A 24,482-nucleotide genomic window follows, 5' to 3' on the forward strand; every position below is an offset into this window, starting at 1 on the left:
AAATTACGTTAGGTGTGTTTGCCATTCTCAAAAAGGGCGAAAAAACTAATTGACATAGTACGCTTATACACTAAAAAAAGACTACGCTTCTCGGATGAGCGTAGTCTTTTTTGGTGTTCAGACGGTTACGCAGGCGCTACTTCCAGCATGCGCTCCAGGGAAGCCCGAGCCGCGTTGGCAATGTCTTTTGGCACGAAAATTTCCGGCTTCATGTTTTCCAGCGCTTCCACGCATTTTTTCAGGTTGTTTACCTTCATGTTCGGGCAAACCAGATACTTGGAGGCGAAGATAAACTTTTTGTCGGGACTCTCTTTTTCCAGCATGTAGCGGGTGCCGTCTTCCGTGCCGATGATGAATTCCTTGTGGGAAGATTCCCGGCAGAATTTCAGAATGCCGGTAGTCGATCCCACGTAGTCGGCGAGCGCCACAACCTCCGGACGACATTCAGGATGCACGACCACCAGCGCATTGGGATGCTCCCGCTTCATGTTCATGATGTCTTCGACGGAAAGCTGGTCATGCGTATTGCAGTAGCCTTCCCAGATAATCATTTTTTTGTCGGTGAACTGGGAAACGTAGTGACCCAGGTTTTTGTCCGGTACCCAGATGATTTCGTCACTGTCGATCGACTCGATCACCCGTTTGGCATTGGAAGATGTACAGCAAATGTATGTTTCCGCTTTTACATCCGCGGACGTATTGATGTAAGCTACCACTTTTGCGTTCGGGTGCTGTGCCTTGAGCTTGCGCAAACCGTCCACGTTTACCATGTCGGCCATCGGACAGCCGGCGCGCTCATCCGGGATAATCACTTTTTTGTTGGGATTGAGAATTTTTGCACTTTCTCCCATAAAGTGAACCCCGCAGAACAGAATCACGTCAGCATCTGTCTCCTTGGCCTTCTGCGCCAGCCCGAAGGAATCCCCGATATAGTCTGCCACTTCCTGGATTTCCGGGCGTTGATAGTAGTGAGCCAGGATGATGGCGTTCCGTTCCTTTTTCAACTGCATCAGCCGTTCGCGTAACTCAGCGTTGCGCTGCGCCTTCTTTTCTAACGCTAAGGCATCCATGTAGATATCCCCCTACGTTCTGACTTGCGTCATTTTGTACGGTCATTGTAATCCCATTGTACTACCTTGTCAATGTAAAGTCGCTGGCGAAAGTGCTTGTTTCAGGCATCGCCCGGCATCTGTTCCAGAATGAATTTGGCCACCCCGTCTTCGTTGTGGTGGGGAGCAACGAACCGCGCCAACTGTTTGATTTCCGCTTTCGCATTTGCCATCGCAACCGAATATCCGACCTGTGACAAAACCTCTCGATCGTTGTCCGCATCGCCAAAAGCCATGACCTGCTCGGCGGATATCCCCCACTTCTGACAAAAGTAGCGAAGCCCCTCCCACTTGGAGACTCCCTTGGGGATGATTTCCACGTTGTGATTGCCGGAAGAGGTGACCGTAGCCGAATCTGTCCAAGGCGCAAGCAGTTCCCGAAGCTCCCTCAGTTTTTCCGGCTCCCGGTGCCAGATGAAGATTTTTACGATGTCTGACCCGCCGGAGGCAACCCGTTCCAGCATCTCCTCCAGCTCCACGATCCGCGCCAGCTTGTAAAAGGAAAAGCGGCGCAGCGAGAGACCTTCCACTGAAGTATCTTCCGCTAACAGCGATTCTATGCGATCCCGGTCTTCTCGTACCATCCAGCGGTTGCTGGCGGTGTCGTGCAATTCGTAGTAAATGGGTTCCTGTCTTAGTGTATGCACGACATCGAGAATCATCTCACGAGGCAGCAGTGTTCTTTTTACCAGCGTGCCGTCAGCTTCGAGAACAGTGGCTCCGTTGCTGCAGACGTACCCGTCAAACGGAAAGCGATCAATCGGAATCAGCGCCGAACCGTAAGTACGGCCTGTAGACAAAACCAGCTTGCACCCGCTGGCCTGAAGCTTTCGGCATGCTTCTTTGGTGATTTCGGTCATTTGGGAATCAGCGTTAAGCAAAGTCCCGTCCATGTCAAATGCAGCCAGTTTTACGTTGGAAAACACCATTTCTTCCCCTCCTCTTTTTTTCGGATACTAGAAAACTTGGCTCCGACATGCTTTTTGGCGGAGCCTTAGTTGCAATTGTGTAAATAAGAATTTTTCTAAATTCTTATTTACGAACAAAAGGAGCACCAAAGGCGCTCCTTATTCTGTCGGTTTGTGGTCTTGATTGTCTGCTTCGTCTTTTTTCGGCTGGATGTTTACCGCAACATCGTTCCCCTCAGTCGGGTCGTTATCCAGTCTGCCCTTCTCGATCAGCTGTTTAATTTGTTCTGCATCCAGCGTTTCTACGCGGAGCAGGGTTGTTGCGATCAGGTCCAGTTGGTCACGGTACTTGATCAGCAGTTCCTTGCATCGCTCATAGCACTCATTGATGATCCTCTGCATTTCCTGGTCAATCTCGTACGCGATTTGCTCCGAGTAGTTGCGCTCGTGACCGATGTCGCGTCCCAGGAACACCTGGCCTTGCGTGCGACCGAACTGCATCGGACCCAGTCGGCTCATGCCGTACTCGGTAATCATGCTGCGGGCGATGGCCGTAGCGCGCTGGAAGTCGTTGTGTGCACCGGTACTGATGTCACCCAGGACCAACTCCTCCGCCACACGTCCGCCCAACAGACCGGTGATCTTGTCGAGCAAGTCGCTCTTGGTGGCGAAGTAACGGTCTTCCTTCGGCAGCATCACGGTGTAACCGCCTGCCTGACCGCGCGGGATAATCGTCACTTTGTGCACCATCTCGGCGTTTTTCAGGTGGTAGCCGATAATCGTGTGACCTGCTTCGTGGTAAGCAACCAGGCGTTTTTCATCCTCGCTGACGACGCGGGATTTCTTCGCTGGACCGGCAATCACGCGGTCGATGGCTTCGTCGATTTCTTCCATGTTGATTTGCTTTTTGTTTTTCCGTGCAGTCAGGAGCGCTGCTTCGTTCAGCAGGTTCTCCAGATCGGCCCCGGTGAAACCGGAGGTTCCGCGCGCAATCACGTCAAGCTTGATGTCGTCGCCCAGCGGCTTGTTGCGGGCGTGTACCTTCAGTACAGCTTCACGTCCCCGAATGTCCGGACGGTCTACCGTAATCTGACGGTCAAAACGTCCCGGACGCAGCAGAGCCGGGTCGAGAATATCTGGGCGGTTGGTTGCGGCAACGATGATAATCCCTTCGTTGGCGCCGAAGCCGTCCATTTCGACAAGCAGTTGGTTCAAGGTTTGCTCGCGCTCGTCGTGACCGCCGCCCAATCCAGCTCCGCGCTGGCGACCCACGGCGTCGATCTCGTCAATAAAGATAATGCACGGCGCATTTTTTTTCGCGTTTTCAAACAGGTCGCGAACACGGGAGGCACCGACACCGACGAACATCTCCACGAAATCGGAACCGGAGATGCTGAAGAACGGAACGCCCGCCTCACCTGCAACGGCTCGAGCCAGGAGCGTTTTACCGGTACCCGGAGGACCTACGAGCAGGACCCCTTTTGGAATGCGGGCGCCTACTGCTGCAAATTTGCGGGGATCCTTGAGAAATTCCACGACCTCCACAAGCTCTGCCTTTTCTTCGTCGGCTCCTGCCACATCGTCAAATGTGACGCGTTTCTTCTCGTCGTTATACAGCTTTGCGCGGCTTTTGCCGAAGTTCATGACACGGCTGCCGCCGCCCTGTGCTTGATTCAGGAGGAAGAAGAACAGAATGAAGATGATGACAAAGGGAATGATCGAGGTCAAGAACGTAAGCCAGATGCTGTTGCCTTCCTGCGGTTTAAACTCAACCTTTTTCACTTTTTGTTCATCGATCTTTTGGTTCAGCAATGCGATGACATCGGAGTCGTACAACGGCACGTTGGTGTAAAACTTCTCCTGTCCGGGAGCGGCTTTGACCAGCGTACCATCTACACGATATGTACCCCCGTCAGGGCGAAGAGATAATTCTGAAACGTTGTTGCTTTGCAGTTGAACCCGGAAGTCTTGATAGGACAGCTGCGTCAGCTTATCTGTCCCGGAGAGGATAAAATTCACGATCCCTACCGTGACAAGGAAAATAAGTAGATAGAACCCGGTGTTACGAAAAAAGCGATTCATTTCTTACCTCCTCTCGCGAAAAGACACTTTTCACATTTTATCATATGAAGCAGGGGGTTCACAACAAACCTACTTGCTGTATACCTCAGGCTTTAATACACCAATAAACGGCAGATTTCGATACTTTTCGTCATAATCCAGCCCGTATCCGACGACGAATTCATCCGGAATGGTAAAACCGCTGTAGTCCGGAGTGATGTCGACTTTCCGGCGCTCCGGTTTGTTGAGCAGCGTAACGACCTTGACGGAAGCAGCTTCCCGATGGCGCAGAAGCTCCACCAGTCTGCTCAGCGTAAGACCGCTGTCCATGATGTCTTCCACGACAAGAACGTGGCGATTTTCTACAGAGGTGTCGAGATCTTTTAAGATCTTTACCATGCCCGTAGACTCCGTTCCGGTGCGGCCGTAGCTGGAAACAGCCATAAAATCCATTTCACACGGAATATCCATGTTGCGGATGAGGTCCGCCATAAAAAGAACGGCACCCTTCAGCACGCAGATCACCAGCGGATTTTTATCCCGGTACTCTGCGCTGAGAATGCTGCCCAGTTCCTTCACTTTTGATGCGATTTCTTCTTCTGTAAGCAAGATGTTCTTGATGTCCTGATTCATGGTAAAAAAACCTCCCGCCAATCTTCTCCAAACTCAACTTCGATGCATAAAAAACGTGTGGTCTGTTCATCAACGGGCGCAGCGGCAGAACGACGAACTCCGGGAACCCAGATCACTTCTTCCCCGGCGACGAACACGGGCAGCCGCTCTCGGCAGGCCTTGGGGATTTTGGCGTCAATCAGCAGTTCCTTCAGCTTTTTGACGGACCCTGAGCCGAAAAGAGCAAGTCGATCGCCCGGTTTTCGATTCCTGACGCGTAAAGATCCCGACAAGCGATCCGCATCAAACACAGCCGCAAAGCGCGGGAGTTTTCCCCACTCGGGCTCGTGTGGAAGATACGAGGTATGTACTGCAATCCCGCTTTCCGCAATCCAGACAGATCCGGGAACTGCCACTTCATAACAAAAGTCACCCGTCTCTTTGTCCTTCCCGTCTCGACTGAAGCTGACCCGCTCATACATGCGTCTGGCGACAAGCCGGTCCGGCAAATGCAAAACGGCTGACGGATGAACCCCTTCCATCATGCGTAAAACGGCCTCCACATGCTGCGAAGACCATTCAAACTGCCTTGAGAGATAACTTAATATTAGAGTAATCATTCTCCTTTGTAAAGCAACGTCACAAGTTTGAAACTTGTCGCGAGAGATTGCGATATGATTCTGTTTTTGTTCCAAAATAACCTGTTCCAATGCAGCACGGCTCTGCTTCTGCAGATACTCCTCATCTTCCCGCACCGCCTCCGCCAAAGCCAGGATATGCTCGCGATACCGCTCGTTGACCGTCTCCAACAGCGGCATGACATCCAAGCGGAGCAGGTTTCGCTTGTACTTGCGCGACCGGTTGCTGCTGTCCTCGCGCGGTTCCAGCCCATTTTGCCGGCAGTACTCCTCCAGCTCACGACGACGAATTGACAAAAGCGGACGCACGACCTCGACTTGCCCGTGAACAAGCCAGCGTCTTTGCGGCATGCCGGTCAGTCCGTTCAGCCGCGTCCCGCGCAGCAAGCGAAACAGAATCGTCTCCACCTGATCGTCGGCGTGGTGGGCCAGCGCCACTTTGGCAGCTCCGCACTGCTTCGCCACCTGCCGATAAATCCCGTAGCGCAGCTCCCGGCTCGCTTCCTGCGCCCCGAGCCCCGTCTCCCGCATGTACGCCGGGACGTCTCGCTCAAACAGATGACAAGGGACATCGATCTCTCGACAAAACGATGCGACGTAAGCTGCGTCCTGACTCGATTCTTCACCGCGAAAGCAGTGGTTCAGATGGACCGCGTGGAGTTTCCAGCCGTACTGATAGTGTTGATTGAGTGACCTCAGGATATGCAGCAGCGCGATGGAGTCATTCCCCCCGGAAACTCCGACGATGACCGTTTCTCCCGGGAGCAGCAGCTTCTCCTGTTCAATGTGCCTTTGGACGCTTGTCAGCATAGCGCGCTCCCTTCCATACCGTAACACAGGAGATCCCCAAAATCAGCCCGGAAGCGATTGCCCCCGCAACCATCGATGTCTTCGTCGCCAAGGTAATGCCGTGGATGTATTCACCATTGACGAAGGCCAGCATCGCTTTATACGCCATCGACCCGGGGACGAGCGGAATAATTCCGGCGACGCTGAAGTTGGTCGAAGGCACCCTCAGATAGATCGACAGCAGCTGGCTCAAGAGCGATACGGTTGTCGCTGCCAGAAACGTAGACAGCGTCACCTCCGCTCCCCAGAAGGGAAGCAGGTAAAAGACAATCCATCCCGTCATCCCTGCCAAACCGCCGGCCAGCAGGGCGCGAACCGGCACGTTAAACAAAAGTCCGTAAGCGACAGCCGAAACCAAACTAAGTCCCAAACCTTGCCACCAGGTCATCCAATCACCCCAAAAACGAAAGTATAATGGCCGTAGCCACCGCAACCGACAATGCAGTGAGAATCGCTTCGGCCCCGCGAGATACGCCTGCTATCAGGTCACCGGCCATCAGGTCGCGCAGCGAGTTGGTGATGGCGATCCCGGGGAAGAGAGGCAGCATGGCTCCGATGATTAAAATGTCGAGGTGCAGATGGGGAAACAGTATGACAAACAGAACCGCTGCCAAACCGCCGGCGAGCGCGGACGTGAACTCGGTAAAAAATTTGATGCGTAAAAACTGTTCCAAAAATTCCAGGCTGACATTTACCGTAAGGGCTGCCAGCGCCGCTGGAATCAGATCGTCCCAGGATCCGCCGATAAGCATGGCAAAAGAGCCGCTGGCAAGGCCAGCCGCCATATGCAACATCCACCGCGGATAGAGCGGTTTCTTTTGATCGATTTCCAAAAGCAGTTGGTACGCTTCGGCGAGCGAAATTTTCCCCGAGACAAACCGTCGGGACACATCGTTGACGAGTGTCACCTTGTTCAGGTTGATGGTCCGGTTCGGCGTACGGATCATCCGGGTATGGTCCCGGTCCATCGAGCGAAACGAGAGGATGATGCTGGTCGGCGTCGCTGAACTGTTCACCGAATCCATTCCTGCCGCCCGTGCGATCAAGGCCATCGTTTCCTCCGTCCGGTACGTCTCCCCGCCGTTTTTTAACATGATTTCGCCCGCCAGGAGGCACGTATCCATCACGAGGTCTGCGGACACCGCATTCACTCCCTACATCCATGCGTAATACAGAGAACCGGCAAGCAGCAGCAGCGAGGCGACAAACAAACCGCCAATCCACCTTCCTGCCGTTCCGGAAGCCTGTCCGTTCTGCGAACCAACCGTCCGCTCCTGAAGGGCGGCCAGCAGATCGTTCTTCATCCCTCCCGCGGTGGCATACTTGACGTGAAACGCCTTGACCAAAGGAATGCGATACGGATACAGGCTGTCGTTCTTCCGTATTATATCACACAAATGCGCCGTTTGACGCGGTTCGTTCCTGAGCGCCTTCCATTCCTCGCCGCTTGACATCAGCCGAACCATTATCACTGCCAGGGAAAAAAGATCGTAGGACACGTCAGCCCGCCGATCGCCCGCGTGCCATACCGCACGGTCATACTCTTCCGTAAATTGCCGAACGGCATTGCCCAACTTCGTCACTCCTCCGAAATCGATCAGCCGTACCTGCTTTTCCACATGGGTAACAATCACATTTTCCGGCTTCAAATCGCCGAACACCCAGCCGTGCCGATGCAAAACCTCCAACCTGGCAAGCAGTTGTATCAACAGGACGGGCACCCATTCCGCCCCCATCCTTCTGACGTATTGGTCGAGCTGCTCCCCTTCCAGGTATTCCATCGCATAATAGGTGTAGGTTTTCCCGTTGATCTCCATGTCGTCCACATCGCACAGCAGCGGTCCGACACGAATGGCGTTCACCTGCTGGACGCTTTTCAGCATTTTTACTTCCATTAAAATGTCGATGGAGTCGGCTCCGATCTTCACGGCCCGTGTGAAGCCTTGCTGGTTGACCAGGTAAACAGCTCCGTTGGCGCCCCGCCCCAGTTCTTTCAGTACATGGTATGACTTTTTGTTCCATCTGCCTTGAAACTGCCTCGGCATGAGCGGAAACGCTGCATTAGAAGACATGATCCTGCAGGCTTCCTTCTGTATCATCATCGCTTCGGCGGAAGCGATCCGCCAGGGCTGTCGGAAGCTGTACGTGCTCAAACAAGGCGATCGCCTCGACAATGGCAGGACCCGTTGGAGTAATGCCGCTCATGGACAAGCCGGCTGTAAGCTGATGCGCTTTTTCCACCTGATCGGTCCACGAAATACGCACATCGAGATGCTTTTGTTTCCCAGGAAATGAACACACCGCCATCCTGCTCTTGCCGCTGCGAGAGCGCAAACTGATGCTGAAATCGTGAATCGCCTGTTGTACGGCCGACAGCTTGGGCTTCATGCTGCCAGACGTGTCTACCAGCATGACCACATCCAGACTGCTGCGCTCACCCAGTTCATCGACCATTCCGGCCACCTGCATCCGTTTTTCCGGAGCCAATCCTTCGAGGACAGAATCCCCCAGAATTTCTTTCAGCTCCTTGTTTACCACCTGGTGTATGGTGCGTGTCATTGCTTTTCGTGTCAGCATTTGAACCGTTTGGGCCAGCTGCTGCGGGTAGACGATGTCGTGCAGACCTCCGCCTGCTTCGGCGATTTCGCGGATCTCTTTTTCCCCTTGTTCCCCCAGCTCGCTTTTGTCTACGACGCCGATGACATTGACGGTAATGCCCTGCTCCCGGGCAAGTGCTGCGGCTGCTACCGGACTCATGCCGGAGTTGGAGCAGCCATCGGTTACGACCAGAATTTGTCGCAGTGTTGCTTCTTTCATGAAAAATCTCCCCGTTCCATCCGTTTTTCTACCAGTATCGACGGGGATAAAGAGAAACATACGTTAACTTACAATCCGCGGCCGCTCCAGCTTCTCCATGCCATGCACCTGAATCGCCGACCACTGCGGTACAAACCGGTCGATGCGGGCGACCAGCACGGTCATATCATCCACGATTTCACCGGAATGCTGACGGATTACCTTTTCCAGAAGCAGGTCGGCCACCTCCTGCGGATCGTCCGTCTCCAGCTCCGAAATCAGCCGCTTCATCCACATCTGCCGGTTTTCAATATGCCGCGGAGCCTCGTAGATGCCGTCAGACATCATGATCAAAAGATCGCCCGGTTTCAGCATTCGTGAAACCACGTCCACCTCAATTTCCTCCAGAATGCCGACCGGCAGGTTGTTGGCCGTTACCGTAATGACGTCCGATCCCCGCTTGATGAAGCTGGGCGTCGATCCGATTTTGATAAACCGGGTGTTGGCTGACTGCAGATCAATCAGGGCCAAATCAACTGTGGCGAACATCTCGTCAGTGGAACGAAGCGCCAGCACGGAATTCACCGTTTTGATCGACAGCTTCTCATCCATACCCGACTTCAGCAGCTGCTGAAGCATGTCCAGAGCGGATTGGCTTTCCAGGTAGGCGCGTTCGCCGTTTCCCATCCCGTCGCTGATCGCCAGGGCCATCTTGCCGTTGCCCAGATCCATCGTCTTGAAGCTGTCGCCGGACAGTAACCTGCCATCCTTTGCCGCTCCGGCTACACCTATGTCGATCTCAAACGTCTTGGCCGAGGTCAGGCACATTTTGCAGGAGCCGTCCTTGTACGCTTCGCATTGGCGCTCTTTTACCACGATGTTTTCCCCGAGAATTTCGGTCAGCATGGGGGCTACGATCTTGGCGCACTCGTCCCGCCCGTAGCAGGTTGGCTGACTGATTTCAATGTCAACCTTGCCTTCCTCCAGGCTGTGAATCTCTACTCGCCTGACAGACAGCCCCAATCCCTCCAGCGCCCGTGAGACCTGCTTTTCCTGGAAGCTAAGCTCGATCCCTTCCCGCTGGATTTCGCGGGCAAAGTCGCTCATCACCCGTGATACGCCGGATAGCTGATCGGCTACCAGCTTGCGGCTCTCCTTCACCTGTTTTTTCAACAAGTCAAAAGCAATCTGCCGCTCGTATTCCTGTTCCATCACGGTCATTACCTTTTCCGTCTTGACACACTTGCGCTCCCAATCGCGTGGCGGCTTCATCCCCTTGAGGGTGCCGGATTCATACAGGTGTTCAATCATCTTTCGCATTCCGTCGTAGGTGGACTGTGTTTCCCGCTCCCAGCACTGTTCCTTTTTCCAACACCTCTGGCAGGTAAACTCGGTGACCCGGCTTAAGAAGTAGTCGACCTGCTCTTCTTTTACTTCCGTCTCCGCCGTTTGCGCAAAGCTGCGCGACAGCTGGGTGAACAGCTCGGAGAACTGCTGGATCTTGCCGGCCGTCACGTCGCGGACGTGGCGCATGTATGCCTGATGGGACTGGATGTTCTCCGGCGTCCCGGGGATAAACCTCGAAACCTTTTTCCAGACCAGAGCGGGCGTCAGGATAAACAGCACGATTGCGATCCCCGTTTCAACCAGGGAGATGTACAAGAGCTCCTGAGCCCCGCCGTAGATCGCCAGAATAGCGGAACCGATCAAGAGACCGGCCGAGACGCCTACCTTGCCGCCTTCCTTTAAAAGACCGGCCAGCAGTCCGGAAAAGGCAAGCAGGTTGATCTGCTGCAGGGCGTCCACATTGGCCAGGCTGAGAATCAGGCCCGTCACGACGCCAACCGCTGCCCCGACCGTACCTCCGCCGACGAAGGCGAACAGCAGCAGCAGATAGCGGGACAGCACATGCTCCATGGAAACGCCTTCCACCGTCCAATCAACCGTTCCCGTCATCAGGGACGCCAGCAAGATGACCAGCGAGACGATCTCCTCGCTTTTCAGCGGCTCATACGGCTTGGCCAGATGAATGATGGAGAGCGACTGGATGAAGATGAGCGTCAGTACGAAGCTGAGTATGGATTCAACCGCGACCATCACCAGCTTGTAGGTGGAGACTTGATCCGTAATCGTTGCGTACAACAGATGGCTGACAAATACCGCAACCAATACCACGATCGGTGTCCGGGAAAAGTCCTTGCGCCGGAATCGCTCGCTCATCTTGCAAGCTGCCAGCGACACGACCACACTTAGTACCGTCTGCATCCCGAGGGGGATGGTTTGCGTAAATGCGCCCAGGATCAACGCGAAGCCAGTCGTCACGATGCAGTCTCTCCGCAGGTAATACATGACGATAAAGTACGGAACAACAAACGGTGTCAGCTCTTCCAATATCAGGGCCCGTCCCAGTAAAAAGCCCATCAGGATCGGAAGCAGGTTCCACTTCTGCGCTGTTTCCGCAATCCGTTCACCCCAGCTTCCCATTGCAGAGCCCAGCTGGTTGTGCAGCCGTTGTGACCAAACCTGTCCTGCATCGGAAATTACCTGGTTTTTGTTCAACATCATGGCCAAACCTCCCCGTCCGTTTTGATGTGGTTTTCATTATACGGAGTTCGGTTTGTAAATTTTGTCAAAATACCATGGCGTATTCCTAGAATCGTCCGACAAATTATGTTAAGAAAAAAACAAAAAAAATACCGACGTTTTGGCGGTCAACGTCGGCTGTCAGGTGATTCGCGCTTAGCGAAACGGGCTTATCTTATTCATTCGGCATAAGTTTCAAATGCCCTTCCTGTTTTTATCGTCAAATTGCGTATTTTTGGCACGAAAGAAAAAGTTGCAAAAATGGGAAAATTCACTATCGGCTGCGCCCTCTCTTGTCCGTGTTCTTGCGAAGCGAGGACAGGCGGTCTTCGCTATCCTTCAAAAACTTGTTCAACTTCTCCTCGAATCCATCTCCGCGTTCCCGCTGTTGGCGAGACGGCCGCTCCACTGTTTTTTTGATGGAAAGGCCGATCTTCCCCTCGCGGATGTTCAGTACTTTGACCGTGACGATGTCACCAATCTTCAAGTGGTCATGGATGTCCTTTACATAGGTATCGGCAATTTCGCTGATGTGAACGAGACCGGTTACCCCTCCGGGCAGCTCAACAAATGCTCCAAACTTGGTGATCCCCGTCACTTTTCCTTCAAGTTTACTTCCAACCTCGACTCCCATGAACGCGGAAGGCCTCCCTCTTTAAAATACCCACCCACTATAGCGTTTGCCGTGTCGGGCGGGGCCCAAACACTTGCCACGTAACTGTATTGGAAGTTCAATGAACTATTCAGGAATGACGTAAATGACTTCGCCCGGTTTGGACAGGAAAAAATGCTTGCGCGCCAACTCGGCAATGTATTCCTTGTCGTTGAGACGGCCTACCGTGTAGGTCAGTTCTGCCTGTATCTGCTGAACATTGGCAGCTTCCTGCTTTAGGGCCTCCAGCTGCGCTTCCTTCTCGGCCAGGACACCGCTTTGCAAATAGAGGGTATAGCCAGTCCAGACGGAAAAGCAGAGCACAAAAAACAGGAACAAACGAATTCTGCGCTTTTGCCCTTTTTTGTTAGGCGTGGGGGTTGTTCCATTCATGGCATGCCACCTCGGATAGCGTTACTCCTGCTTTTTCTTTGAGTGTAACCAATTCTTCCAATTTGTCCAGATTCCTTTTCCCCTGTGGCGGATTCTTTTCCCCATTTGTTGACCCCATCTCGTAAAAGGAGACGAAAGGAACTTCACAATCTTCCAGAAAAACGTAAGAATCGTCATCAGAACAGAAAACAGAAAGGTCACCAACATCCAAACCAGTCTGTACAGGAACAATATGGGGCGGACAATCAGCGTGTCGATCAGCATCAACACGGTACGATACAACCACTGACAGAATTTTATCACGGCAAGCAGGAATTGGATATACTTTTTGCTTCCGACAAGAAAATATATCCAGGACCCAAACAGCATTCCCAAAAAGATGGGAAACCGCACGACTCCGTCATTGACCTGTACCAGGATAAAAAATACGAGCGCCATGCTGCCGATCCAGAACAGGACGTCCAGCAAAAAAACCAGCCACGGCGGGAACCGGCCTTTTCCCTTAAAGACGTGGTAGGTGTCAAAGCCCATTGCCATCAGCGCCCCGCAGACTGACATGAACAGTACCGTCTGCAGCTGAACGGTTATACTCACTTGAACAACTTACCGAAGAATCCCTTCGATCGATCTCCGGAATGCCCCTGTTCAAGATAGGCCATCTCGTGCACCAGGCCCTCGATTGCCACTTCGCCGGTCTCCAAGCTGAGGTTTTTCATATGCAGATTCTGTCCGTGAATGGTTAGAAAGCCGCCTTCCGTCTCCAACAGAAACTCTTCACTGTCAAAGCTCTCGACGTTTTTTACTCCGGAGATCGCCAGACTTCGGCGATTGATCATGACAACTTCATGGCGGGGACGCTTCATATGCGTGGTATGATCGTTCATGATTACCCTCCTAACATACCGGTTCTTGTACCATCGTATGGAGGGGGATGTCCTTTTAGAACAAAAAACCCCGCATAGTAACGGGGGTGTAACAAAAAAGTGTAAGGTTAGTCGGAGATAGTCGCCGCATCAACACGGGTGGTTTTTCTATGGGGCTGCGGCAGTGAACCACGGATCAACACGAGACTGGCTACTCCAATCACAAGGTACATTCCACTCATGGCCCAGGAGTTGACAAATCCGCCTCTCGTAGCCGCCTGCGGCAACCAGCAATGTGTTCTCCGTGCGCAATATTCCCAGCATGGCGAGACCGTCCACTTCCGGCAGTCCGGGCGGCCAGGAGAAAAGAGACTGCATCGTCATTTCTTTTCCTAGTCTAACGCCAATATAGTTGGACAATTGCTGCTCTAATGACAGTAGAAGCAGACTCCCCAGAAGATACAGCAGGAAGCGGCGGTCGTGGAATACGATCGAATAGCTGGAAAAGATACCGGATGCAGGAGGTGTAGCGGATGAATCGGGGTCTCGCAGTGAAGGTCGATAGCTTTCGTCGATAAAGAGAGCCGTGATGAAAACGGACAGCAGGGTTGCGGCGGCGACAGCGAGATAAAACACGAAGCGATGGGTGATAAAGAAAAAGCCTCCTACCATCCCCCCAATCGCCATCGCCAGGTTGCTAGCCCAGTACATAAACCCGTAGATATACTTTCGGTTTTCCGGGCTGCTCACGTCGATGATCATGGCCTGAGCTGCCGGCCCAAACAGACCGATTCCAAACATGTTGATCAGAAACAATCCCGCAGTAAGATATGGTGAGTCAAACCAGGGTGAGTTTGCAAATGCAATGAGAAGATACGTCACCCCGGCTATGATCTCTGCGACGATCATCAGTTGTTTCCGGCCCAGCCGATCGGCGAAATAACCGCCACAAAAACCTCCTGCCACACCCGAGAGAATGACCGCTACAAACATAATACCGGTCAACGTCTCGCCAACACGAGCGGAAAAGTAAACAGCTAAAAAGGGAACGATCATCATAGTCGTTGCTTGCGTAAGAAACTGCAAAGCAATGCGAATTTGGATCGTGCGGGGAAAATCGCGAAATCGCATGACTCTCATACCCCTTTTCCGATAATGGAATAAACACTCTCGTCGCGCGGCCCGAACAAACGAAGCGCTTGCTGCATGAAAAGCTGCCAGATGCCATTGGTTGGATCGTCCGTTATTGTCAGGCGAATCCCATTTAAAAAGCTGACGTACGACATGCATATCAGATCCGGATCTATCGGTTGAAGCTCACCGGATTGCTGTCCCTTGATGATGATCGGGCGCAGCGCTTCTCTGACGTCGTTCAAAAAACCGTCAAGCTCGGAGAACAGCTCGGGAAAACGGGAGCGGTGTCCCAGCACATACTGAACCAGGCGTAAATACTCTTCCCGCAGGGAGAACGTACGCACATGCAGCTCCACCATTTTCATGATGTGCGCAAGCGGCGACCCATCCGGCACGTCCACGTCGACAAACATCGGGCGCAGCTCGTCTAATGGCTCCAGCACCGCCGCCTGAAACAGCTCCTCTTTGCTGGGAAAATAGGTAAACACGCTGCCAAAACTGACGTTGGCCGCTTTCGCGACAGCAGCTATGGTCGTCTCCGAATAGCCGTGCAGCGAAAAAAGGGTGATCGCTTCACGCAGGATACGGTTCCGCTTTTGCTCCCGGTTCTGACGATTTTGTTCTTTGGTACGAGGCATCGTTATCACCATTCTTTTTTGATTGATCAATCAATCATAATAATAATGGGAGTACGTGGAAAATTCAACAAAAAAGAACTACCCTTTCAGGTAGTCCTCCTCTTCCTTTTCGTCGCGCGGCACAGGCACTTCTCCGATCACTTTGTACAGGGTAGCGGCCTCTTCCTTGCGCGGGTTTTCCTTGATGTCTTCCACCTGGACCACGACGATTTTCTGGCCGAAGCGGATCGCCAGCTTGTCCCCGATTTTCACGTTGCTCGACGCTTTCGCCGGTCGGTCGTTGATTTCAATCCGGTTTTGATCGCAAACCTCTTTCGCCAGCGTCCGCCGTTTGATCAGGCGTGACACTTTCAGATACTTGTCCAGTCTCATCCGATATCTCTCCCTTTATGTATGCTGTTTGGCCTCTTCCCACCACCGGTCCATCTCCTGCAGATTGGTGTCGGCAAAGGAGCGTCCCGCTTCGCGCAGCTTTTGTTCAATGTAGGCAAACCGGCGTTGAAACTTGCGATTGGTCATGCTGAGCGCCTCTTCCGGATTCACCTTGTAAAAGCGGGCGGCATTGACCACCGCAAAGAGCAGGTCGCCCAGTTCCCCCGCACGCTCCTCCTCCGACGCTTCCCGCAGCTCCTGATACTCTTCTTCCACCTTGCGCAGGACGTCGGCGATGTCATCCCAGTCAAATCCTACTTCCGACGCCTTTTTCTGCAGCTTGTACGCGTACATCAATGCAGGCAAATCGCGGGGAATGCCCGCCAACTGTGATTGCTGGGTGGTGTCGATTCCCTTGGCGGCTTTCTCCTTTGCCTTGATCTCCTGCCAGTTGGCAAAGGCCTCGTCTGCGTCTGCCGCGCTTTTCTCCCCAAAGACATGCGGGTGACGCCGAACCAGCTTTTCGTTTAGACCGGCGACCACGTCGTCGACGGTAAAAAAGCCTTCTTCCGCTGCCATCTGGGCGTGCAGCATAATCTGCATCAACAAGTCGCCCAACTCCTCGCACATCGCATCGGGATCATCCTCGTCGATCGTCTCCAGCACCTCGTAGGTTTCCTCGATCAGGTTTTTCCGAATGCTTTGATGTGTCTGTTCCCGATCCCACGGACAGCCTTCCGGACTGCGCAGGATGGCCACGATCTCTTTCAAATACGCAAACTGGCGATACCGCACCCGGTCGTCATCCGCAGGAGCGACGTAGACCAGACTGAGGTTGCCGAAGTGATTGATGCGGTCCAGTTCGTACAACGGCACCGTTTCCACCCGTTCCATTCCGGCTACCCCAACGGCGGTCGCCACGGTTACCGGGTATTCGTCGGGCAGGACGTCCATCAGCGTCAGTTTTACGTCTGATGCAGTCAGTTGGTCATACACCTGCGCAATGACATTGTGCAGCGATGGATTTACCTGCTCCGCTCGCAAGGAGGTGCCGTCCAGCAGGGCAAATCCCTCGATCGGGTCGATTTGCAGACGGGAAAAGAGCGGGTCGAGAAAGCTTTGCCCGCCTCCGATCTCGATGGAAACGTCCTGCTTTGGCCCCTGCTGCAGCAGCAGTTGCACCGTTCGCTCTGCCACCAGCGGGTGACCGGGCACGGCATAGACGATTTCACCCTGCTCTCCCGCCGCTTGCAGCAGCTGCTCGGCAATCGTCTGGTACACATCGGCAAACGACTGCGTCTGTTCATAAACAGCATCGAAGGAGTGATATGTCAGACCCTCGGCCTCCAGCTGGGGAACAACCGGGTGCTCCTTTGTCCGCAAATAGAGGGATTTGGCTTGCTTGAGCGCTTTGTAACTGCCGTACGGCAGCTGCTCCAGGTCTCCCGCGCCGAGACCGATGACGTGAATGATTGCAGGCATGAGATGCGCCTCCTTACTGGCGAAGAGTGTTTTCCTCTTTGGAAAGCAGGTTGATACGGGTCAAGAGAGAAGCGATCCGCTCCCCTTTCGGCAAAAAGCGGATGTCGGAACGGGTCAGCCCGCCGGTCTTCAGCAGGGCGAGCATATAGGCAATCCCCCCGGATCCTACCGCCGCCAGCCCAACCAGCGTATACAGCAAGCGATCTGATGTGATCCGATTTTGCAGCAGCATCGTTGCGGCCCATTCGACCAACAGCACCACTGCGGTCATGATGAGTACGGAAAGCAGCGGTTTCCCTGCAAGTTGGCGCAAGCCGATCTCTGCTCCCGTATGTTTGCGGATCCCCATCATGTTGCAGACCATGGCGACCAGATAGGCAATCACCGTCGCCAGCGCAGCGCCGGAGATTCCCCAGAGGGGCACCAGTACGATGTTTAACACAAGCTTGACCAGCACCCCGATAAACAGGTTGCGCGCAGGCAGCATGACGCGTCCCAGCCCCTGCAAAATCCCGGAGGTGGCAATTCCCAGAGTGGCAAAAAGAATGGTAAACGCCTGAATTGCCAGCGCCTCCGTTCCTTTCCCGTCCCCATACAGCATCACGTTTATCGGTTCAGCCAACAGAGCCAGTCCGAACGACGCCGGCAACCCCAATAGAAAGGTCAGGCGCAGCGCCACTTCGGTCCGGTTGGCAATCAACCGGTGCTGACCCTGGGCCGCCGCTTCACTGATGGCGGGGACGAGCGCCAGCGACAGCGAGGTGGCAAAGAACGTACCGAATTGAATCAGCGGCTGTCCGCGATCAAACGCGCCTTTTACCACTTTGGCCATATTCTCGCCCATGCCGCTCCACTGCAGCATGTTGACAACCGTAACGGAATCGACCAGCGGTATCAGGGGCAAAACCAGCGCCCCGAGACAAATCGGCAGCGCGTAAAACAGCAGGCTGCGCAGGACCTGTCGATTGGACCAGGTCTCTCCCGCCTTGTGTCCGTTTGCGTAAGCGTTGAGGCTCGCGCTGCGGTTATTGCGCCGCCAGTAGAACAACAAGACGAGGATCGCCGCCAGCGCTCCCGGAAGGGCTGCAAAGACAGCGCCGGTACCGGCCAGATAGGCATCCTGGTACACCATCATCGCCCAGAAGGCTGCGGCGAGGATGAAAATGACCCGGACAAGCTGCTCGAGTACCTGCGAGACGCCCGTCGGCATCATGTTTTGCTGACCTTGAAAGTAGCCGCGCAAAATGGCCACCATCGGCACGAGCGGAAGCGACCAGGCAACGGCCCTAAGCGGCATCGTCAAGTGCTCGTCCCCCATCAAACGGGATACCATCGGTGCTCCCAGATACAACAGAAAAAAGAAAAAAAGACCGAGAACCAATAAAGAAACGCTGGCGACGCGGAAGGCCTTGCGCGCTCCAAGCGCGTCACCTACGGCCAGTCGTTCGGAGACAATTTTGGAAATGGCGATCGGGAAACCTGCCGTCGCCAGAATGAGCAGCGTCGTATATAACGGATAAACCTGCATGTACACGTACAATCCGATGTCGCCTGCGATGTTTTGGTACGGGATGCGGTACACCGCCCCGAGCAGCTTGGAGACAAGACCGGCTGCTCCCAGAATGGCAGCGCCTTTGACGAATTGAACGGATGCTTTCTCTTGAGACATATGCTGAGTGTTCTCCTCTCCAACCACAAACTGCGTACATTATACCACACTGCCCTCACGAAAGAGAAAAACACCCGCCCGGCCACAGCTTTCGCTGCGCCGGGCGGGGCCCCGAACACTTTTCTAGCGGCTGTATGGGATGTCCAAATTTATAAATTCTTATACACCAAGAATAGACAGCCCCTGCTTTCGCGGAGGCTGTCTGTCGTTTACTGCTCCATTTGCTTGGCAAGGAAACCGGAAGCCGTTTCTGCCATCTTCACTTCCAGGTCGCCCATCTTGGTTCCTTCGTTTTTGGTAAGGAGGATGACGGCTCCAATCGGATCTCCTCCTGCCACGATCGGAGATATGACAAAGGATCCGTACGTCTCGTTCAGATCACGGCAGATTTCATATTGTCCCGTGTTCTTCTCCAGGCGCGTCTTGCGTTCTTCCAGGCACTTTTCCACGATGCTTCCAATCGCCTTCTCCATGTATTCCTTCTTGGATGCCCCGGAGACGGCAATCACGCTGTCCCGGTCAGAAATCAGAACGGTATGGTTCAAGCTCTCGTAAAGCGAATCAGCGTACTCTTTTGCAAAGTCGCCCAATTCTCCGATGGGCGAATACTTTTTCAAAATGACTTCTCCATCACGGTCAACAAAAATTTCTAGTGGATCGCCTTCACGAATTCGCAGCGTACGACGAATTTCCTTCGGAATCACGACCCGACCGAGGTCGTCAATTCGACGAACAATACCAGTTGCTTTCATACTTGTTGCCTCGCTTTCGTGAGAAGTGGGTGTGAAACTTACCGTTGGCTTACCTGTATTTTTTCCTCAAATTCTAATTTTACCTATGGGCATGGACTGCAACATTTTCCAGTTTGGTTTCGTTACTCTCCCCCGGGCGGTAGCGAGTGACTATAGTATTCGCCTACTTTTGGAGAATATGCGAGAAAACGAAAAAACAGGGAATCGCTTCCCTGTTTCGTATGTGGTCCTTATTAGGATGCCGGTTTTGGTTCGGGAATATTGTACTTGGTGATCAGCTTGTCCAGCTCACTGTTGATGAACTTCTCGTAGGATTGCTCCAGCGCTTGCTGACGCAGCTGATCCTTCACTTCGTCGAAACTCTTTTGCTTGCGGCTTTCCACCTTCATGACGTGGTAACCGTAATCGGTTTTCACCGGCTCGCTGATCTGACCGATCGGCAGGGTCAGCGCAGCGTCTTTAAACTCCGGAACCCATTGGCTTACGTCGGCATCGGCATAGAGACCTCCGGATTCCTTGCTGCCTGGGTCGTCCGTGTACTCTTTTGCCAGTTTGGCAAAGTCTTCGCCCTTTTTCAGGCGGTCCACCAATTCCTTCGCCAGTTTCAAAGCGTCTTCCGGTTTGCGCTGTTCCGTGGAAATCAGGATGTGACGAACTGAAGCAACCGTGAAAGCCGACTTGTCCATTTCGTCGTACAGTTTCTTCACTGAAGCGTCGTTGATGTGCTTTTTCAGTACGTTGATGGAGTTATTGATGAGAATCATCTGATTCAACACAACCTCCTTGGTGAGGCCGTGATTTTGCATCAATTTGTCAAACTTGGCAGCATCTTTTCCCAGAATGGAGATGTATTGACCTTTGATTTTCTCAAACGTGGTCTCTGCCAGAGCCTTGGACTCTTTGTTGACCGACTCATCCGCACGGGACGCAAGGATTTTGGTCGCCGTGTACTCGCGTGCGTAATTTTTCAACGCTTCCTTGTCTGCCGCTTCAATCATGCCGGTTTGCTGCGGATTGAGGAAACTGATTGTACGCAAAAACGTCTCGAACTCTTTTCCCGTCAGCGTGCCGCCCTGATACTCGACAAAGGCAGCATTGGGATCTACCGCAAACGGAAGTTTCACTGGCGGAAACTTGGCGAGCGGATCGTTCGGATCTGACGCCTGGTTGTTGTTTTCGGCCGGCTGGGCCTGAGTCGGTTGGCTCGACTGCGCTTGTTCGTCATTCTTGCCACATGCGGACAGCAGCGTGACGGCTAGTACGGCTGTGGTCAGAATCGCTATGGAACGTTTCATGGTAATGGATCTCCTTCCCGGTGAGTTCCTCTGTTACGACACGGGACTCTCCGCACTGGTGTCTTTTCGCACCATGTGAAATTCGCTCAGCAGCTTTTCCACAAGCTGAACGCCTTCCTCGATACGTAACCCTTTTACTTTAACAGTAATGATGATCTGTTGTCCACCCGTCAGACCGATGCGCCGTCCCCAATTGTTGGCGAGAGCAAACAGGGCGCCGCCGTCGATGTTGTTGTTTTGGCTGGGGTGCAGGTAGAGTTTGATCACATCCGGGTCTTTTTGACTGATTTCCGTAATGTGATGACGCAGCGCGTAGACACGCAGTCTGGCGATCAAGAGCAGGTTTTCCACCGGCTTCGGCACCGGTCCGAATCGGTCAAGCAGCTCTTCGGCCAGATCTTCCACATCCTCCAGCGTAGCTGCGGCGACAAATTTTTTGTACATCTCGATTTTTTGCCGGCTGTCCGTGATATACAGTGACGGAATGTAAGCGTCCAGCTGCAGGTTGATTTCCACCGGCGAAACGATCTCCTGCTTGGCTTCCCCTTTCAGCTCGTCGATCGCCTCTTTCAGCATCTGGCTGTACAAGTCGAACCCAACCGAGTTGATAAAGCCGTGCTGCTCCGCTCCCAGCAGGTTTCCGGCACCCCGTATGGACAGGTCGCGCATGGCGATCTTGAACCCGGAGCCCAGCTCGGTAAATTCCTTGATTGCCTGCAAACGCTTCTCCGCCACCTCGGTCAGAACCTTGTCCTTTTGATAGGTGAAGTAGGCGTAGGCAATCCGGTTGGAACGGCCGACGCGACCGCGAAGCTGGTACAGCTGGGACAAGCCCATCTTGTCGGCGTTGTAGATGATCAGCGTGTTGACGTTGGGGATGTCCACCCCCGTCTCGATAATCGTCGTGCTGACCAGCACGTCGTAGTTTCCTTCCAGGAAGTCGAGGATGATGCCCTCCAGCTCGCCCTCGTTCATCTGCCCATGGGCGACGGCGATTCGCGCATCCGGCACGAGCATGGAAATCTGCTCCGCCATTTGCTCGATGCCCTGTACCATGTTGTACAGGAAAAAGACCTGTCCGCCGCGCGCCATCTCCCGCTCAATCGCTTCGCGAACCAGAGACGGACTGTACTCCATCACGTACGTCTGTACAGGAAAACGATTTTCCGGCGGCGTCTCAATGACCGACAAATCCCTTACGCCAATCATGGACATGTGCAGTGTCCGGGGGATCGGTGTCGCAGTGAGCGTCAGCACGTCCACGTTCGTTTTCAACTGCTTCAGCTTTTCCTTGTGGCTTACGCCGAAGCGCTGCTCTTCATCGACAATCAATAATCCCAGATCGCGGAACTGAATGTCCTTGGACAGGATCCGGTGCGTCCCGATCACGACGTCGACCGTTCCATCCTTCAAGCCCTTGATCGTGGCTGTCTGCTCCTTGCGGGAGCGAAAGCGGCTGAGCACTTCGACGCGAATCGGGTAGTCGGCAAAGCGCTCGCGGAACGTCTCGTAGTGCTGCTGTGCCAAAATGGTCGTGGGTACGAGCACGGCCACCTGCTTGCCGTCCATCACCGCTTTAAACGCGGCGCGAATGGCTACCTCTGTTTTTCCGTAGCCGACGTCCCCGCAGACGAGACGGTCCATCGGACGTTTTCGTTCCATATCCGCTTTTACTTCCTGGATGGCGCGAAGCTGATCCGGGGTCTCTTGGTACGGGAACATCGCTTCAAATTCCCGCTGTTCCACCGTATCGGGTGAAAAGGCATGGCCGACAGCGGCTTCACGCGCCGCGTACAGTTTGATGAGGTCCTCGGCAATGTCCTTGACAGAGGACTGCACCTTGTTTTTGACGCGCTTCCATTCGCTCCCGCCCAGGCTGTAAATCTTCGGCTCGGCTTCTTCGCTTGCCACGTATTTCTGCACGTGGTCAATCTGTTCAATGGGGACAAACAAACTGTCCCCTCCGGCGTAACGAATATGCAAGTAATCTTTATGAATTCCGAGTATTTCTTTCGTTTCAATCCCCAGGTACTTTCCGATCCCGTGGTTGATATGGACGACGTAATCGCCCGGCTTCAGCTCCAGGTAGTTTTTGATGCGCTCGGCGTTGGTCATCGTCTGCTGAACCTTGCGTGCCTTGCGCTGTTTGGGCGTGAAGACTTCTCCCTCGGTGATCACGACGAATCGGTTCAGCGGCAGCTCGTAGCCCGTCTGAAGGTTGCCGATGATGATCGTCGGTCTCCCGGGCGGTACGGTTTCCACCGGTTCCGTCAGCAAATCCGCTTCCATCTCATAATCGTGCAGAACCCGCTCCAGGCGCTTGGCCCGCTCCAAATCGGCCGCCACAAACACAATTTGGTTCTGCGCTTTTTTCCAGCGGGCCAATTCGCTTTTCAGCACGTTCATTTGCCCGTGGAAATTCTGCATGGTGCGGCAGTTGAGATTGACGATGTTCTGCGGCTGGGTTTTCGGTGTCTGCCGCAAAAACAGCGATAGGTAGACAACCTGCCTCTGCTTTGGCGCCACGATCTCATCGTAGGAACGGGAGAGCGTCAGATTGGCCATGAATTCCCCTTCGGAGATTCTGCCTGTCAGCCATTCCGCCTCTTCCTTTTGCAGCTGGGCTGCCGTATCCAGTACCCGGGAAGGTTCGTCCACAAGCAGGATTGTATCCTTCGGCATGTAGTCCAAGAGGGTCTCGTTCGTCGGGTAGATTACGGACACGTACGAGTACAGATGGGGAAAACGCTGCCCTTGCTGCATCCGCTCCATATCGGCGCCGATTTTCTCCACAACCTTTTCCTTGGCCGAGCCGTCCTTCAGTTTTGCGATCGTTTCTCCCAGCCTCTTTTCCAGCCGGACGGCGGCTTCCTGAAGGAGGGCAGTAGAGGCGATCATCTCTTTGGCCGGTCCGATCATAAACGATTGCACGTTCTCGTGCGAACGCTGGGTCGCCATGTCAAACGTGCGGATCGAGTCGATCTCTACATCGAACAGTTCGATCCGGACAGGCCACTCCGAATCGATCGGATACAGGTCAATAATGCCGCCGCGTACGCTCAATTCGCCTTTGCGCTCCACCATGTCGACCCGCTCATACCCGAGCTCAATGCACGTATGTAAAAACGAGTCGATCTCCAGTTCTTCCCCGACGCGCAGCTCAATCTGCGCTTCCTTCCAAACCTGGGGTGGAACCACCAGCCGACGCAAACCGGCAAAAGGGGCAACCAAAATACCCGTAAAGCCCTTGGCCAGACGGTTGAGCACATGGATACGCTGAGCGAGCATCTCCGGACTGGCAATCGCCAATTCGGAGCCGATCAGCTCGTTGCCTGGGTACAACAAAACCTGGTCGGAGGGGACCAGCTCTATTAAATCCTCATATACTTTTTGTGCCTGGTACATGTTGTGGGTCACGATGCACATCGCTCGGGCCGTCTCCTGGTACAGTGCGGCCATCAACGCTTGGCGCGAGGACCCTGCCAGACCCGATACCAGCTGCTCATGCAGCCCTTTCTGCAACCCCGTGACAATCGTCCCGACGTTTGCGTCTTGTTTAATCGGGTTGATGATGACTTGCATTCACTAGTCTCCTCTCTAGCTTTCTTCATGCGAAAAGAAGCCTTAGCTAAGCAAGCTAAGGCCTTGTTACGTGCAAGCCTTCTGATCCTACCGA

22 protein-coding genes are annotated in these 24,482 nt (G+C 53.8%); all 22 read right to left on the reverse strand.

Translation table 11 applies throughout. The annotated features are described in order from the left end of the window. Positions 1-125: 125 nt before the first annotated feature. The 22 genes from nadA to mfd all read right to left on the reverse strand — a co-directional run bounded on the left by nadA (position 126) and on the right by mfd (position 24,388). Positions 126-1,070 (reverse strand): quinolinate synthase NadA, encoded by a 945-nt coding sequence (gene nadA / locus ACE99V_RS16805; RefSeq protein ID WP_400492380.1) that lies wholly within the window; start codon positions 1,068-1,070, stop codon positions 126-128. A gap of 101 nt (positions 1,071-1,171) precedes the next feature. Further along, a complete protein-coding gene (locus tag ACE99V_RS16810) occupies positions 1,172-2,038 on the reverse strand; it encodes an HAD family hydrolase (RefSeq protein ID WP_400492381.1) in 867 nt (288 codons plus the stop codon). A 138-nt stretch (positions 2,039-2,176) separates the two neighbouring features. Further along, on the reverse strand, positions 2,177-4,099 hold the full coding sequence (ftsH, locus tag ACE99V_RS16815) for an ATP-dependent zinc metalloprotease FtsH (RefSeq protein ID WP_400492382.1): 1,923 nt from the start codon (positions 4,097-4,099) through the stop codon (positions 2,177-2,179). Between the two features lie 69 nt (positions 4,100-4,168). Beyond that, positions 4,169-4,711 (reverse strand): hypoxanthine phosphoribosyltransferase, encoded by a 543-nt coding sequence (gene hpt / locus ACE99V_RS16820; protein WP_400492383.1) that lies wholly within the window; start codon positions 4,709-4,711, stop codon positions 4,169-4,171. Then, the gene (gene tilS / locus ACE99V_RS16825) at positions 4,708-6,138 is read right to left on the reverse strand and encodes a tRNA lysidine(34) synthetase TilS (RefSeq protein WP_400492384.1); all 1,431 of its coding nucleotides are present in this window, start codon (positions 6,136-6,138) and stop codon (positions 4,708-4,710) included. The genes hpt and tilS overlap by 4 nt, the downstream gene beginning before the upstream one ends. After that, positions 6,110-6,565 carry a threonine/serine exporter family protein gene (locus ACE99V_RS16830; RefSeq protein ID WP_400492385.1) on the reverse strand — a complete coding sequence of 152 codons (456 nt, stop codon included), beginning with the start codon at positions 6,563-6,565 and terminating at the stop codon, positions 6,110-6,112. The genes tilS and ACE99V_RS16830 overlap by 29 nt, the downstream gene beginning before the upstream one ends. Before the next feature lie 4 nt (positions 6,566-6,569). After that, on the reverse strand, positions 6,570-7,319 hold the full coding sequence (locus tag ACE99V_RS16835; protein WP_400492386.1) for a threonine/serine exporter family protein: 750 nt from the start codon (positions 7,317-7,319) through the stop codon (positions 6,570-6,572). Between the two features lie 12 nt (positions 7,320-7,331). Next, positions 7,332-8,249 carry a serine/threonine protein kinase PrkT gene (prkT, locus tag ACE99V_RS16840; RefSeq protein ID WP_400492388.1) on the reverse strand — a complete coding sequence of 306 codons (918 nt, stop codon included), beginning with the start codon at positions 8,247-8,249 and terminating at the stop codon, positions 7,332-7,334. Beyond that, a complete protein-coding gene (locus ACE99V_RS16845; RefSeq protein ID WP_400492389.1) occupies positions 8,239-8,994 on the reverse strand; it encodes a VWA domain-containing protein in 756 nt (251 codons plus the stop codon). Before ACE99V_RS16845 ends, prkT begins: the two co-directional genes overlap by 11 nt. 63 nt (positions 8,995-9,057) lie before the next feature. After that, complete coding sequence (gene spoIIE, locus ACE99V_RS16850) at positions 9,058-11,538, reverse strand: stage II sporulation protein E (protein WP_400492390.1); 2,481 nt, start codon at positions 11,536-11,538, stop codon at positions 9,058-9,060. A 292-nt stretch (positions 11,539-11,830) separates the two neighbouring features. Continuing rightward, positions 11,831-12,190 carry a S1 RNA-binding domain-containing protein gene (locus ACE99V_RS16855; protein ID WP_400492391.1) on the reverse strand — a complete coding sequence of 120 codons (360 nt, stop codon included), beginning with the start codon at positions 12,188-12,190 and terminating at the stop codon, positions 11,831-11,833. A 105-nt stretch (positions 12,191-12,295) separates the two neighbouring features. After that, complete coding sequence (locus ACE99V_RS16860; protein WP_400492392.1) at positions 12,296-12,601, reverse strand: FtsB family cell division protein; 306 nt, start codon at positions 12,599-12,601, stop codon at positions 12,296-12,298. A 21-nt stretch (positions 12,602-12,622) separates the two neighbouring features. Next, positions 12,623-13,195, reverse strand: coding sequence for a spore cortex biosynthesis protein YabQ (gene yabQ, locus ACE99V_RS16865; RefSeq protein ID WP_400492394.1), 573 nt, complete (start codon positions 13,193-13,195; stop codon positions 12,623-12,625). Then, positions 13,192-13,485 carry a sporulation protein YabP gene (gene yabP, locus ACE99V_RS16870; RefSeq protein WP_400492395.1) on the reverse strand — a complete coding sequence of 98 codons (294 nt, stop codon included), beginning with the start codon at positions 13,483-13,485 and terminating at the stop codon, positions 13,192-13,194. Before yabP ends, yabQ begins: the two co-directional genes overlap by 4 nt. Positions 13,486-13,632: 147 nt before the next feature. Further along, complete coding sequence (locus ACE99V_RS16875; RefSeq protein ID WP_400492396.1) at positions 13,633-14,595, reverse strand: MFS transporter; 963 nt, start codon at positions 14,593-14,595, stop codon at positions 13,633-13,635. A gap of 5 nt (positions 14,596-14,600) precedes the next feature. Beyond that, positions 14,601-15,236 (reverse strand): TetR/AcrR family transcriptional regulator, encoded by a 636-nt coding sequence (locus ACE99V_RS16880; RefSeq protein ID WP_400492397.1) that lies wholly within the window; start codon positions 15,234-15,236, stop codon positions 14,601-14,603. 78 nt (positions 15,237-15,314) lie between these two features. Then, positions 15,315-15,608, reverse strand: a complete 294-nt coding sequence (locus ACE99V_RS16885) for an RNA-binding S4 domain-containing protein (protein WP_400492398.1) — start codon at positions 15,606-15,608, stop codon at positions 15,315-15,317. Positions 15,609-15,623: 15 nt separating this feature from the next. Beyond that, positions 15,624-17,090 (reverse strand): bifunctional methyltransferase/pyrophosphohydrolase YabN, encoded by a 1,467-nt coding sequence (gene yabN, locus ACE99V_RS16890; RefSeq protein ID WP_400492399.1) that lies wholly within the window; start codon positions 17,088-17,090, stop codon positions 15,624-15,626. A gap of 13 nt (positions 17,091-17,103) precedes the next feature. Further along, complete coding sequence (locus ACE99V_RS16895; protein WP_400492400.1) at positions 17,104-18,759, reverse strand: putative polysaccharide biosynthesis protein; 1,656 nt, start codon at positions 18,757-18,759, stop codon at positions 17,104-17,106. Between the two features lie 209 nt (positions 18,760-18,968). Continuing rightward, on the reverse strand, positions 18,969-19,511 hold the full coding sequence (gene spoVT / locus ACE99V_RS16900) for a stage V sporulation protein T (RefSeq protein WP_400492401.1): 543 nt from the start codon (positions 19,509-19,511) through the stop codon (positions 18,969-18,971). Positions 19,512-19,744: 233 nt separating this feature from the next. Then, entirely contained in the window at positions 19,745-20,806 is a 1,062-nt protein-coding gene (locus tag ACE99V_RS16905) for a peptidylprolyl isomerase (RefSeq protein ID WP_400492402.1), read from the reverse strand. Between the two features lie 33 nt (positions 20,807-20,839). Further along, a complete protein-coding gene (gene mfd, locus ACE99V_RS16910; RefSeq protein ID WP_400492403.1) occupies positions 20,840-24,388 on the reverse strand; it encodes a transcription-repair coupling factor in 3,549 nt (1,182 codons plus the stop codon). Between the last annotated feature and the right edge of the window lie 94 nt (positions 24,389-24,482).

The sequence above is a fragment of the Brevibacillus soli genome (assembly GCF_044759095.2).
GTDB lineage: Bacteria > Bacillota > Bacilli > Brevibacillales > Brevibacillaceae > JBIYSM02.

Bases quoted from the DNA above. Each gene is read 5' to 3' on its own strand.
- ftsH (WP_400492382.1), bottom strand. From the start codon at position 4,099: ATGAATCGCTTTTTTCGTAACACCGGGTTCTATCTACTTATTTTCCTT.
- yabP (WP_400492395.1), bottom strand. From the start codon at position 13,485: ATGAACGATCATACCACGCATATGAAGCGTCCCCGCCATGAAGTTGTC.
- spoVT (WP_400492401.1), bottom strand. From the start codon at position 19,511: ATGAAAGCAACTGGTATTGTTCGTCGAATTGACGACCTCGGTCGGGTC.
- ACE99V_RS16905 (WP_400492402.1), bottom strand. From the start codon at position 20,806: ATGAAACGTTCCATAGCGATTCTGACCACAGCCGTACTAGCCGTCACG.
- nadA (WP_400492380.1), bottom strand. From the start codon at position 1,070: ATGGATGCCTTAGCGTTAGAAAAGAAGGCGCAGCGCAACGCTGAGTTA.
- ACE99V_RS16855 (WP_400492391.1), bottom strand. From the start codon at position 12,190: ATGGGAGTCGAGGTTGGAAGTAAACTTGAAGGAAAAGTGACGGGGATC.
- hpt (WP_400492383.1), bottom strand. From the start codon at position 4,711: ATGAATCAGGACATCAAGAACATCTTGCTTACAGAAGAAGAAATCGCA.
- tilS (WP_400492384.1), bottom strand. From the start codon at position 6,138: ATGCTGACAAGCGTCCAAAGGCACATTGAACAGGAGAAGCTGCTGCTC.
- mfd (WP_400492403.1), bottom strand. From the start codon at position 24,388: ATGCAAGTCATCATCAACCCGATTAAACAAGACGCAAACGTCGGGACG.
- ACE99V_RS16860 (WP_400492392.1), bottom strand. From the start codon at position 12,601: ATGAATGGAACAACCCCCACGCCTAACAAAAAAGGGCAAAAGCGCAGA.
- spoIIE (WP_400492390.1), bottom strand. From the start codon at position 11,538: ATGATGTTGAACAAAAACCAGGTAATTTCCGATGCAGGACAGGTTTGG.
- ACE99V_RS16895 (WP_400492400.1), bottom strand. From the start codon at position 18,759: ATGTCTCAAGAGAAAGCATCCGTTCAATTCGTCAAAGGCGCTGCCATT.
- ACE99V_RS16885 (WP_400492398.1), bottom strand. From the start codon at position 15,608: ATGAGACTGGACAAGTATCTGAAAGTGTCACGCCTGATCAAACGGCGG.
- yabN (WP_400492399.1), bottom strand. From the start codon at position 17,090: ATGCCTGCAATCATTCACGTCATCGGTCTCGGCGCGGGAGACCTGGAG.
- ACE99V_RS16845 (WP_400492389.1), bottom strand. From the start codon at position 8,994: ATGAAAGAAGCAACACTGCGACAAATTCTGGTCGTAACCGATGGCTGC.
- ACE99V_RS16810 (WP_400492381.1), bottom strand. From the start codon at position 2,038: ATGGTGTTTTCCAACGTAAAACTGGCTGCATTTGACATGGACGGGACT.
- prkT (WP_400492388.1), bottom strand. From the start codon at position 8,249: ATGTCTTCTAATGCAGCGTTTCCGCTCATGCCGAGGCAGTTTCAAGGC.
- ACE99V_RS16875 (WP_400492396.1), bottom strand. From the start codon at position 14,595: ATGCGATTTCGCGATTTTCCCCGCACGATCCAAATTCGCATTGCTTTG.
- ACE99V_RS16830 (WP_400492385.1), bottom strand. From the start codon at position 6,565: ATGACCTGGTGGCAAGGTTTGGGACTTAGTTTGGTTTCGGCTGTCGCT.
- ACE99V_RS16880 (WP_400492397.1), bottom strand. From the start codon at position 15,236: ATGCCTCGTACCAAAGAACAAAATCGTCAGAACCGGGAGCAAAAGCGG.